The organism is Serinicoccus chungangensis, assembly GCF_006337125.1.
GTDB lineage: Bacteria > Actinomycetota > Actinomycetes > Actinomycetales > Dermatophilaceae > Ornithinicoccus > Ornithinicoccus chungangensis.
In genome coordinates, this window is the sequence record NZ_CP040887.1 from 2,953,726 (window position 1) to 2,965,587 (window position 11,862).

At 73.2% G+C, this 11,862-nt stretch carries 11 protein-coding genes; 5 read left to right on the top strand and 6 right to left on the bottom strand.

All coding sequences use genetic code 11. The features are described 5' to 3' along the window. Positions 1–10 precede the first annotated feature (10 nt). Positions 11–802, top strand: coding sequence for a thioesterase family protein (locus FHD63_RS13600; protein ID WP_139722490.1), 792 nt, complete (start codon positions 11–13; stop codon positions 800–802). Positions 803–809: 7 nt separating this feature from the next. Here FHD63_RS13600 and FHD63_RS13605 read toward each other — a convergent pair whose 3' ends face one another. The 6 genes from FHD63_RS13605 to FHD63_RS16000 form a co-directional block, all read right to left on the bottom strand. Next, the gene (locus FHD63_RS13605) at positions 810–1,406 is read right to left on the bottom strand and encodes a hypothetical protein (RefSeq protein WP_139722491.1); all 597 of its coding nucleotides are present in this window, start codon (positions 1,404–1,406) and stop codon (positions 810–812) included. A 287-nt stretch (positions 1,407–1,693) separates the two neighbouring features. Beyond that, complete coding sequence (locus tag FHD63_RS13610) at positions 1,694–2,884, bottom strand: O-succinylhomoserine sulfhydrylase (RefSeq protein ID WP_139722492.1); 1,191 nt, start codon at positions 2,882–2,884, stop codon at positions 1,694–1,696. 138 nt (positions 2,885–3,022) lie between these two features. Next, on the bottom strand, positions 3,023–4,042 hold the full coding sequence (locus tag FHD63_RS13615) for an ABC transporter ATP-binding protein (RefSeq protein ID WP_139722493.1): 1,020 nt from the start codon (positions 4,040–4,042) through the stop codon (positions 3,023–3,025). Beyond that, on the bottom strand, positions 4,042–5,688 hold the full coding sequence (locus FHD63_RS13620) for an ABC transporter permease (RefSeq protein ID WP_139722494.1): 1,647 nt from the start codon (positions 5,686–5,688) through the stop codon (positions 4,042–4,044). The genes FHD63_RS13615 and FHD63_RS13620 overlap by 1 nt, the downstream gene beginning before the upstream one ends. Next, positions 5,685–6,854, bottom strand: a complete 1,170-nt coding sequence (locus FHD63_RS13625) for a thiamine ABC transporter substrate-binding protein (RefSeq protein ID WP_139722495.1) — start codon at positions 6,852–6,854, stop codon at positions 5,685–5,687. The genes FHD63_RS13620 and FHD63_RS13625 overlap by 4 nt, the downstream gene beginning before the upstream one ends. Before the next feature lie 79 nt (positions 6,855–6,933). Next, positions 6,934–7,173: a hypothetical protein gene (locus FHD63_RS16000; RefSeq protein ID WP_158296784.1), complete on the bottom strand. Its 240-nt coding sequence runs from the start codon at positions 7,171–7,173 to the stop codon at positions 6,934–6,936. A gap of 192 nt (positions 7,174–7,365) precedes the next feature. Here FHD63_RS16000 and FHD63_RS13630 point away from each other — a divergent pair, with 192 nt between their 5' ends. The 4 genes from FHD63_RS13630 (at position 7,366) to FHD63_RS13645 (ending at position 11,856) form a co-directional block, all read left to right on the top strand. Next, a complete protein-coding gene (locus FHD63_RS13630; RefSeq protein ID WP_139722496.1) occupies positions 7,366–7,647 on the top strand; it encodes a DUF4235 domain-containing protein in 282 nt (93 codons plus the stop codon). A gap of 188 nt (positions 7,648–7,835) precedes the next feature. Beyond that, positions 7,836–9,653, top strand: coding sequence for a polysaccharide biosynthesis protein (locus FHD63_RS13635; RefSeq protein WP_238705676.1), 1,818 nt, complete (start codon positions 7,836–7,838; stop codon positions 9,651–9,653). Further along, positions 9,650–10,534, top strand: a complete 885-nt coding sequence (locus FHD63_RS13640; protein WP_139722497.1) for an MraY family glycosyltransferase — start codon at positions 9,650–9,652, stop codon at positions 10,532–10,534. The genes FHD63_RS13635 and FHD63_RS13640 overlap by 4 nt, the downstream gene beginning before the upstream one ends. After that, on the top strand, positions 10,531–11,856 hold the full coding sequence (locus FHD63_RS13645; RefSeq protein ID WP_139722498.1) for an SGNH/GDSL hydrolase family protein: 1,326 nt from the start codon (positions 10,531–10,533) through the stop codon (positions 11,854–11,856). The genes FHD63_RS13640 and FHD63_RS13645 overlap by 4 nt, the downstream gene beginning before the upstream one ends. The last annotated feature ends 6 nt before the right edge of the window (positions 11,857–11,862 follow it).

The window sequence follows — 11,862 nt, forward strand, 5'->3', positions numbered from 1 at the left end:
CTCGCGCCTCATGACGGCTGACGCGCGGCACTACTTCACGGCGCTGGGCGAGGGCAGGTACCAGCCGACCGAGCACGTGCAGGGCGCGTGGTCGCCGGAGGAGCAGCACGTCGCCCCGGTCATCGGGCTGCTGCTGCACACGCTGGAGCACCAGCACCCGCGCGAGGACCTGCAGTGGGCGCGGCTGAGCGTCGACATCCTCGGCTTCATCCGGCGCGAGGAGATGCGGGTCACCACCCGGGTGCTGCGCCCGGGGCGGACCATCGAGCTGCTCGAGGCCAGCGTGGAGATCGGCGGCCGGGACGCCGTGCGGCTCACCGCCTGGCGGCTCATGACCAGCGACACCACCGCGGTGGCCGGTCAGGAGCACGCGCAGATGCCCGCACCCTCGGAGCTGGATCCCTGGCACGGCATGGACCACTGGGACGGCGGCTTCATCGCCAGCCTGGACTTCCGCTCGGTGCCCGGGTCGCGGGCCGGGCGGGGACGGACCTGGGTCCGCACCGACGTGCTGCTCGTCGGCGGCCGCGAGGACGAGCAGGCCTCGGCGCTGGCGTCGTGGGTGGGGCTGCTGGACACCGCCAACGGCACGGCCGGGCGGGAGGCTCCGCACGACTGGCTCTTCCCCAACGTCGACCTCACCCTGCACCTGCACCGGGTCCCGGAGGGCCCCTGGGTGGGGCTGGACACCCGGGTCTCGTGGGGCCCGACGGGCATCGGGCAGACCGCCTCGGTGGTGCACGACGAGCAGGGTCCGGTGGGCACCCTGGTGCAGGCACTCACCCTGCGGCCCGGGCACTGAGCGGCCGTCAGCGGTCGGTGACCGGGCCCCCGGAGGACTGCGAGGTGGCCGGGCCGACCGGCTGCGCGCAGTAGGAGAAGGGCTTGCCGTCGGCCGCGTGGTAGCTGGCGTAGGACCCGTCGACCTCGAGGACGAGCTGGTGACCGGGGACGAGCGCCTGGGTGTACATCATCCCCGGCTTCGGGCAGCCGATCGAGCCGTCGCTCCAGGTGACGTCGGCGTAGCCGGCGACGGTCACCGCCTCGGGCTCGACCCCGGTCCGCTGCGCCTCGGCCTCGATCGCCTCCTGCACGTCGGGGCGCTGGACGACCGCGTCGGGCACGGGGCCGAGGGGCAGCGAGACGTCACCGCCGCCCGGGGCGATCTGGGTCTGGGTCGGCCTGTCGCCGACCCCGGGCTCGCCGGTGCTCATGCTGGGGTCCTCGCTCTCGTCGGCGCCGCTGCCGGTGTCCTCGTCACCGGCACCTCCGCCACCCGCGTCATCGCTCTGCGTGGGGGTGGCCGCCTGCTCTCCCTCGGTGCCGCCGGCGTCCCCGCAGGCGGAGAGCAGGGCGGCGAGGCTGAGGGTGGTGACGGCGAGGATGGGTCGGCGGTTGCGGGTCATCGGGTGACACCTCCAGGTAGCGTCCCCGCCAGTCTAGGTCCGGAGGGCTGCCGCCACGCGCCGATGAGGGTATGGAGGGTGGGGCGCCGGTCCCTGAACCGGCGCCCCACCATCCGTCTCCCCACCGTCCCGCGTGCTGCGGCCCCCACGACGGGGTTGCGTCGGCTGTCCCGAACCGACACTCCCTAGACGTCCCTCAGAGCGGGATCGTTGCATCCTGATACTGTGATCCGCGTCACACCTGCGTCATCGGGCCCGCGAGGGCGCACGGGAGGGCGGCCGGCTGCTCAGCCGAAGGCCGCGACGAGGCCCCGCTCGAGGTCCTCCCGCAGGTCCTCGAGGTCCTCGAGCCCGACCGAGAGCCGGATGGTGCCGCCGGTGATGCCGGCCGCCAGCCGCGCCGGCTCGGGCAGCCGCTTGTGCGTCGTGGTCGCCGGGTGGGTGGTGAGCGACTTGGCGTCGCCGAGGTTGTTGGAGATGTCGACGACCTGCAGGGCGTTCATGAAGGCGAAGGCCTCCTGCTGACCGCCGTCCAGGGTGAAGGTGACGACCGTGCCGCCGCCGGTCATCTGCCGCCGGGCCAGGTCGGCCTGCGGGTGCGACTCCAGCCAGGGGTGGAAGACCCGGGCCACCCGCGGGTCGCCCTCCAGGTGGCGGGCCAGCTCGAGGGCGCTGGCTGCCTGCCGCTCGACGCGCAGCGTGAGCGTCTCGAGCCCCTTGATCGTCACCCAGGCGTTGAAGGGCGACATCGCCGGCCCGGTGTGCCGCAGCAGCGTCTGGATCGGCCCGCCGACGAGCTCGGTGGGGCCCAGGATCATCCCGCCCATGACGCGGCCCTGGCCGTCGATGTGCTTGGTGGTGGAGTAGACGACGATGTCGGCCCCGTGGTCCAGGGGCCGGGAGAAGACCGGGGTCCCGAAGACGTTGTCCACCACGACGACCGCGCCGGCGGCGTGCGCCAGCTCGCTCACCGCCGCGATGTCGACGATCTCCTGGGTGGGGTTGCTCGGCGTCTCGAAGAAGACGGCCGCCGCCGGGGTCTCGAGCGCCCGCGCCCAGTCGTCCAGGTCGGTCCCGTCGACGAAGGTGCTCTCCACACCCCAGCGGCGCAGCACCTCGTCGATGATGACGAAGCACGAGCCGAAGAGCGACCGGCTCGCGACGACGCGGTCGCCCGCGGCGCAGATCCCGCCGAGCGCGGTGAAGACGGCGGACATCCCCGAGGCCGTCGCCTGGGCCGCCTCCGCCCCGTGCAGCAGCCGCATCCGCTCCTCCAGCATCGCGACGGTGGGGTTGCCGTAGCGGCTGTAGACGAAGCGCTCGATCTCGTCGTTGAAGGCGGCCTGGGCCTCCTCGGCGCTGCCGTAGACGTAGCCGGAGGTCGGGTAGAGCGCCTCGGAGGTCTCGTCGAAGGAGCTGCGCAGGAGCCCGCCCCGCACCGCGAGCGTGTCCGGCCGCCAGTTGTCAGGGGTGTCCATGGGGCACCAATCTAGATCGCGACGGCCGGGTTCCCCGCATCGACACCACCCCGGACGGTATGCAGTTTCTTCCGGCACCACGCCACCTCGTCCGGGCTCCACGCAGGTCGTGCGGACGACAGGGGTCTGAGCGACAGATCACTCGGACAGGTGCGCGACGCCACGCGGATCCACCGTGAGCCTCACGTCGTCGCCGACCTCCGGGCCGCGGTCCGTGGCGAGTGCCGGCATCCGCCCCACACCCTCGACCTCGACCTCGAGGTGCAGGGCGTCGGAGACGGTGACCACCCGTCGCACCAGCCCGCGCAGCTCGCCGTCGGCGTCGACGCGCAGCGCCGAGCGGCGCAGGGCCACCACGGACGGGGCCCGGCCACCCCCGGGGGCACCTGCGCCGCCCGGCGGGGGCGGGGGGACCCACCCGCGGGGCCCGGTGGGGTCGGGCTCGAGGATCGTCTCGTAGCCGACGAAGGAGGCGACCTCCCGGGAGACCGGGTGGCGCCAGACCTGCACCGCCTCGCCCTCCTGGGCGATCCGCCCGTCCAGCATGACGGCCATCCGGTCCGCCACGGTGAAGGCCTCGTCGTGGTCGTGGGTGACGAGCAGCGCCGTGGTGCCGGTCGTGGTGAGGATCTCGCGCAGGTCGCCGGCGAGCCGGTCGCGCAGCGCCCGGTCCAGGGAGCTGAGCGGCTCGTCGAGCAGCAGCAGGGCCGGGCCGGCGGCGAGCGAGCGGGCGAGCGCGACCCGCTGCTGCTCCCCGCCGGAGAGGGTGGCCGGGCGGCGGTCGGCATACCCCTCGAGCCCGACGAGCTCGAGCAGCTCGGCGACCCGCCCCGCCCGGTCCCGAGGGCTGCGCCCGCGCAGCCGCAGCGGGTAGCCGATGTTGTCGGCGACGCTGGCCTGGGCGAAGAGCTGGCCGTCCTGGAACATGAGGGCGAAGCCCCGCTCGTGCGTCGGCACCCCGCGCAGGTCCCGGCCCTGCCAGCGGATGGACCCGGCGGAGACCGGCTCCAGCCCGGCGACCGCCCGCAGCAGGGTGGACTTGCCGCAGCCGGAGGGCCCGAGCACGGCCAGCACACCGCCCTCCTCGACCCGCAGGTCGACCCGGTCGACCGCGGTGGCGCCGGGGAAGGTGACCGTGACGTCGTCGAGCTCGAGCATCAGAAGGCTCCCACCGAGCCGACCCGCAGCCGCTCGACGAGACCCATGACGACGACGGTCACGAGCGCGAGCAGCACGCTCGCGGCGAGCGCCATCCCCAGGTGGTCGGCGCCGGGCCGGGAGATGAGCTGGTAGATGACGACCGGCACGGTCGGCCGGTCCGGACGGGCGAGGAAGCTGGTCGCGCCGAACTCCCCCAGCGAGACGGCGAAGGCGAACCCGGTCGCCGCGAGCACCGGCCGGGCGAGCACCGGCGCCTCGGCGGTCCACGCCGCGCGCCACGGCCCGGCCCCGAGGGTGGCCGCGGCCTCCCGCTGCCGCGGGTCGACCGAGCGCAGCACCGGGGCGAGGGTCCGCACCACGAGGGGGAGCGCGACCATCGCCTGGGCGATCGGCACGAGGATCGGCGAGGTGCGCAGGTCCAGCGGCGGCCGGTCGAGGGTGATGAGGAAGCCGAAGCCGACGGTGACCGCGGAGATGCCGAGCGGGAGCATGAAGGCGCCGTCGAGCACCGAGACCGTGCGCGCCCAGCCCCGCGAGCGTGGGCGCCGGGAGACGACGACGGCGACGACGAGGCCGAGCAGCATGGCGAGCACGGTGGCGTCGACGGCGGTGCGCAGCGAGTTGGCCATGGCCTCGGTGACGCTCACCCGCAGGGCCGCGGTGGCGTCCGGGTCGGTGAGGGCGCGGTAGTTCCCGAGCCCCCACCCCGGCCCGACCTGCAGCGAGCGCACGACGAGGGTGCCGACGGGCAGCAGCACGAAGGCGACGGCGAACGCGGTCGCCGCGAGGACCGGGAGGTCGTGGCGCCGGGGCCGGCGGGTCGCGGCGAGGGCACCGACGCGGCGCAGGGCCTGCTCGCGCCGGGAGCGGGTGCGGGCGGCGAGGGCGAGCATGGCGACGACGGCCACGAGCTGCAGCAGCGAGAGCACGGCGGCGCCCTGCAGGTCGAGGAACTGCACGGTGAGCAGGTAGATCTCGGTCTCGACGGTGCCGTAGCGCAGCCCGCCGAGGGTGAGCACCACCCCGAAGGCGGTGGAGCAGAAGAGGAAGACGAGGGTGGCCGCGGAGACGATGCCCGGCGCGAGCGCGGGGAGGGTGACCGTGCGCCATACCTGCCAGGGGCCGGCGCCGAGGGTGGCGGCGGACTCCTCGGCGCGCCGGTCCAGCCCTTCCCACAGGCCACCGACGGTGCGCACGACGACGGCGAGGTTGAAGAACACGAAGGCGAGCAGGATCGGCACCCAGGTGCCGTCGAGCCCGAGCCCGCCGAGCGGGCCGCCGGGGGCCAGCAGCGAGCGGAACATGACGCCCACCACCACCGTCGGCAGGACGAAGGGCATGACGACGACCGCGCGCAGCAGCCCGCGACCCGGGAAGCGCAGGCGGTAGAGCACGAAGGCGACCGGCAGGCCCAGGAGCAGGGTGACGACCGTGCCGGCCAGCGAGCTGACCAGGGTGAAGGTGAGCACCCGCAGGGTGCGCGCGCGGCCGAGCACCTCGGGGACACCGCTGAGGTCGAGCCGTCCCTCGGGCCACAGCCCCCGAGCGATCATCCCGCTCACCGGGAGGACGAAGAAGACGGCGAGGAAGGCGAGCGGGACCAGCGCGGCCAGCCCGAGCGCCACCCCGGGGGCGCGTCTCATCCGGTGGCGATGTCCGCCCACTCGCGCAGCCACGTCTCCCGCTCGGCCTCGATCTGGCGCGGGCTGACGACGATCGGGTCCTCGGCGACCTGCGCCCACTGGGACCAGAGGTCGGGCAGCGCGACCGTGTCGTCGACGGGGAAGACGTACATGCTGTCCGGGATGGCGGCCTGCACGTCCGGGCTCAGCAGCCAGTCGACCACGGCCTGGGCGCCCTCGGGATTGTCGGTGCCGGCGAGGACGCCGGCGTACTCGACCTGTCGGAAGCAGGTGTCGAGCAGCGCGCGGGTCGTGGGCTCGAAGCCGCCGTCGGGGATGGTGAAGGGCGGGCTGGAGGCGTAGGACAGGACGATCGGGCGGTCGCCGTCGCCGCCGCCGGCGGTGAAGTCGACGGTGTAGGCGTCGGTCCAGCCGCTGGTGACCTTGGCGCCGTTGGCCATGAGGTCCTCCCAGTAGCCCTGCCACTCCCCCGGCCCGAACTCGCCGATGGTGGCGAGCAGGAAGGCCAGGCCCGGGCTGGACGTGCTGGCACCGGGGGTGACGAAGAGGTCCTCGTAGGCGGGGTCGGTGAGGTCCGCCAGCGACTGGGGCGGCTCGATCCCCTGGTTGGCGAACCACACGCTGTCGATGTTGACGCACACGTCGCCGTAGTCGACGGGGGTGAGGTAGGCCTCGGCCCCCTCGGCGAGGTCGTGCTCCTCCACCGACTCGGGGAGGCCCTCGGGGCGGTATGCCTCGAGCGCCTCGGCGCCGACCACCCGGGTGGCGAAGGTGGTGTCGATGCCGAAGACGACGTCGGCGGTGGGGTTGCCGGCGGTCAGCACGATCTGGTTGGCCATCTGGCCGGCGTCCCCGGAGAGCTGGACCTCCAGGTCGTAGCCGGTGTCGGCCTCGAAGGCGGCGACCAGCTCGCCGGGGAGGGTGAAGGAGTCGTGCGCCGCGAGCACCACCGTGCCAGTGTCGGCGGGGGTGGGGGCCGGCGCCGTGGCCGTCGCGGCGTCGTCGTCGGCGCCCGGCTCCTGCGACTCCGAGGGCGCCGGGGCGGCCTGGTCCCCGGTCGGCTCGTCGTCGTCGCCACCGGTCAGGGTGCACGAGGTGAGGACGAGGCCGGTGGCGAGGGCCAGGGTCAGGATGGTGGTGGTCCGTCGAGGACGGGTATGGATCATGGTGCAGCGTCTCCTCATCGACTTCCTTCGCCGGTGCTAGCCGGTGCAGGTTCGAGGGTCTGCGGCGGGTGCCGCACTCTCAGCGCTCGGGCGCTCCCCTGTCGTGGTCGTTCTCGACACTATCACCGTCGCCGATGAGTGGTTCCTCCCCCTGCAGATGGGCCTCCCCCGGCCGCCCGTGCTCGTTCTCCGGGGGAGGGAGCACCACGTCCATGCCCCGCAGCGTGCTCTTCGTCGACGCCCAGACGATGGCCAGACCGGCGATCCCGAGCAGGACCCAGAGCACGACGACGATCCACCCGGGGAATTCCGGCACCATGAGGGATGGGGCGTCCTTTCTGGATCTGGGCGTTCCACGCCGTCGGGGTCGTGCGTCGCTGCCGGAGCGACGAGCGCCCAGACCATAGCAAACAGGGCCCCTCGATCCGGGGATGCCGGAAGCGCTCTCACCCCTAGGGGTGGGGGGATGGCCACGAAGTCGTGCGGGAGCGCGCTGTGGCACTATCGGAGCATGGGAAATCTCGTGGCCAAGGCACTGACCGTCGCTGCCGTCCTCGCTGCCAGCAGCATCGCGCGCAAGGCGACCGACGGCACCTGGAAGTTCGTGACCGGCAGCGACTCCCCGGCGAACCCGGAGGACCCGGACATCGACTTCAAGGAGGCCGTGGCCTTCGCCGTCCTGTCCGGCGCCCTGGTCGGTCTGGCCCGCATGCTGGCCAACCGCGAGTCCAGCCGGGTGATCGCCCGGGCGAGCCGCAAGAGCTCGGAGCAGGTCGCCGACGACCTGAACTGACCAGCAAATGGTCAAGAGAAGGTAAAGAAATCGTCAGGCATTCCTGACAGAAGGTTCTTTTCCTCGCCTATCAGGTCAGCATGGCCATGAGATCGCCCTGACCAGGGGTCTTGCCATTCTGGGGGCGACCAGCCATTCTGGGTGCTGGTCCATTTCCCCACCTGTCGAAGAATTCCCCGAGGATGGTCGTGAGCCCACGTCCCCGCCGCGTCCCGGATGCGCTCAAACGCGTGCTCTGGGCGCTCGGCGACGGCATGGTGTGGGCGGTGGCGATCCTCGGCATGACGTGGATCAGGTTCCAGTACGACACCGGCCGCGCGTTCGTCGCGGACACCTGGGTCGTCGCCGGGGGCGCAGCGGCCATCCACCTGACGTTCGGCATCCTGCTCGGCCCCTACCTCATCAAGCACATCAGGGGGTCCTTCGAGGAGGTCACCGCGGTCTGTCGGGCCGCCCTGCTCACCGCGCTGGTCCTCAGCGTGTGGGCCATCTGGGTCCAGCCCTACATCGTGCCCCGCTCGGTCCCCAGCGTGGGCGCCGCGGTCGCGATCTCCCTCATGCTGGCCGCGCGCTTCGTGGTGCGCTCCTACCGGGCCCGGGCCGCGGTCCGCCGCGAGGTGGACCACAGCGCCATCATCTACGGCGCCGGCGTGCTGGGGCGGCGGCTCGTGGCCAACATGCTGCAGGACGACACCTCACCCTTCCGGCCGGTGGCCCTGCTCGACGACGACCGCAGCAAGCGCAAGCTGCGGATCGACGGCATACGGGTGCGCGGCGACCGGACGGCCATGGGACGCGTGGCGAGGCGCTACGAGGCCACCCACCTCATCGTGGCGATCCCGAGGGCCGACTCGGCGCTGATGAGAGAGGTCAACGACCTCGCGGGCGAGGCCGGGCTCACGGTCAAGGTGCTGCCCAACCTCGACCGGCTGCTGGACGCCGACCCGCACGCGGACGACCTGCGCGACATCGACCTCGAGGACCTGCTGGGTCGTCGTCGCACCGAGCTCGACCAGGGCGCCATCACCGACCACCTGACCGGCAAGGTCGTGCTGGTCACCGGTGCGGGCGGCTCGATCGGCTCCGAGCTCTGCCGGCAGATCGCACGCTTCCACCCGCGCCGGCTGGTGCTGCTCGACCGTGACGAGTCGGCGCTGCACGCCGTGCAGCTCTCCCTCACCGGCCGCGGGCTGCTGCAGAGCGAGGACGTCGTGCTGTGCGACATCGGCGACGCCGGCATGGTGGACCGCGTCTTCCACCAGCACCGGCCCGACGTCGTCTTCCACGCCGCCGCCCTCAAGCACCTGCCGCTCCTCCAGCGCTTCCCGATGGAGGCGTGGCGGGTCAACGTCTCGGGCACCCTCAACGTTCTCCGCTCGGCGGCGGCCTACGGGGTCGGGACCTTCGTCAACATCAGCACCGACAAGGCGGCCAACCCGACCTCCATCCTCGGCTACACCAAGCGCGTCACGGAGCGGCTGACCTCTCACTTCGCCTTCAGCCAGCCCGGGCGCTACGTCTCGGTGCGGTTCGGCAACGTCCTGGGCTCGCGCGGCTCGGTCATCCCCGTCTTCACCGAGCAGATCGAGCGCGGTGGGCCGGTCACCGTCACCCATCCCGACGTCGAGCGCTTCTTCATGCTCATCCCCGAGGCCTGCCAGCTCGTCATGCAGGCCGCCTCCCTGGGCTCGGACGGCGACGTCCTGGTCCTGGACATGGGGGTACCCGTCCGCATCGATGACATGGCCCGCACGCTCATCACCATGTCGGGCCGCCCGGACGTGACGATCGAGTATGTCGGGCTCCGGCCGGGCGAGAAGCTCACCGAGGACCTCTTCGGCCTCGACGAGGAGCACCAGACGCGGCACCACCTCCTCTGGTCCGTCCGGGTCCCCGGGCTCGACCCCGACGAGGTGCCCTCGGGCCGTCTGACCAGCACCCCGGAGCTCATCGCCTGGCTGCGCGACCGTTCCGACCCCGCCGAGAGCGTGCTGCGCCCGGCATGAGCGACCTCGCCCCCGCGGCGCTGGCCGTGGGCGCGGGCCTGCTGACCGCGGCGACCGCACCCGCCATCGCCCCGCTGCTGCGCTCCTGGGGCCTGGTCGACGTCCCCAACCACCGCTCGTCCCACGGCACCCCGACCCTGCGGGGCGCAGGTCTGGCGCTGCTCCTGGGCATCCTGCTCACCGCCCTCGGCGCCGAGCTGTACGGAGAGGCCGACCTGCCGTGGGTCGCGCTGGCGGCGTGCGCCGTGACGGCCCTGCTGGGCCTCGCAGTGGACCTGCGTGAGCCCAGCCCGCTCGTGCGCCTGGTGCTGCTCGCCCTCGTCGGCGCCGGGCTCGGCTCGCTGCTGGGGGGGCCCGGCACGGCCCTCCTCGGTGCCGTCGCGATGCCGGTGCTGGTCAACGTCGTCAACTTCATGGACGGCATCAACGGCATCACCGCCCTGACCGCCATGGCCTGGGGGCTCGTCGCCGTGCTGGGTGGTGACACGGGAGGGGCCGTGGCTCTGGGGGCGCTCGCCCTGGGGGCGGCGGCCGGGTTCCTGCCGTGGAACCTCCCGCGGGCCCGGATGTTCCTCGGGGACTGCGGCAGCTACCTCGTCGGGGCGCTCGTCACCGCAGGCCTCCTCCTGGAGCAGTCCGGGGGCGGTCAGGTGCTGCTGCTGCTCCTCCCGCTGCTCCCCTCGGTCGCGGACACCGGCCTCACCCTGGTGCGGCGCGCGGCACGAGGGGAACGGCTCACCGAGGCGCACCGCGAGCACCTCTACCAACGCCTCTCGCGGCGCCCCGGGTGGACCCACGCGCGCGTGGCGCTCCTCTGGGCGGGCCTCGGACTCGCCGGGTCCGGGATCTGGTGGCTGCTGCGGCACAATGGTGCCTCGTGAGCGGCGCTTCCAGGGTCAGGTCCACGGGTCTCGGCTTCGTGGTCATCCTGACGAACGTGCTCATCGTGGCGCTGGTGGCCATCGGCTTCTCGCAGCGCGGGTTCTCCGGTTGGTGGGACACGCTCCGCGGCGACTGGGAACCCCCGACGGTGAGCGACCCCTACGCCGACGACGCAGCCGAGGCGACCTCGCCACCGACCGAGGACGAGCCCGAGACCGAGCCGACACCCACGCCCTCCCCGTCCCCGACGACCGAGGAACCGGAGCCGCCCTCGCTGGAGGAGCGCTTCGAGGAGGGAGAGGACCTGTCCGTCCTCGTCCTCGGAGACCGGACCGGCACCCACGAGAACGACTGGGTCGCCGCGTGGGCCCGCCAGCTCACCGGCTCACGCGACGTGCAGCTCACCAGCACGCTGGCGGAGGATCCCACCCGCTACGGCGACCCGGTCGACTTCGGCGGCGAGGGCCCGGCCGTGGACATCGACAACGCCAGCCTGGTGCAGGGGACCCCGGAGTATGCCGCCGCGCGCCTCGACCTCTTCGTCCAGGGCGACCCCGACCTGGTGCTGGTGAGCTTCGGCCGGGCCAACACACCCGAGGACCTCCCCGGTCAGCTGAGCGACCTGCACGACGAGCTCACCCAAGAGCTGCCGGAGGCAGAGGTGCGCTACGTCGTCCAGCCCCCTCGCCGCGACGGTCAACCCGTCGTGGCGGACACCGTCCGTGAGTGGGCCGCCGATCAGGACGACATCGAGCTGGTCGACGTGGCCCAGGTCTTCGAGGACGAGGGCATCGTCGACGCCACGGTGTCCGGTCGCGACCCGCTCAGCGTCAACATCTTCGGCGGGCAGCGGTGGGCGCAGATCGTGCAGGAGGCGGTCTTCGGCGGCGACCAGCAGGCCGAGGAGGATGCCCCGCAGGATGGTGGCAACGCCGGGGCCGGCCCGCCCGCCGAGGACGGCGCGGCCGAGGAGGAGGCGGCCGGTGCTGCCGGCCCCCAGGAACCGAGCGCGCAGCCCTCGCCACCCGCGCCGTCGCTGGTCGGACCGACGGCCGAACCGTCGCCGTGGCAGCCGCCGACGTCTCCGTGGTCCCCACCACCGGCACCGGCGCCTGACCCGGTGCCCACCACCCCGGCGCCCACGGGTCCGACGGGTCCGCCGTCGACACCCGCGCCGACCGACCCCACGCCGGGCAGCCCACCGAGCACCGACCCCGAGCCGTCCCCCACGCAGCCAGATCCCGCTGCTCCCGAGCCGTCGGAACCGGAGCCGACGGGGCCGGACACCGCTGCCCCGCTGTCCTGGTGGACGGCCACCTGATCACCT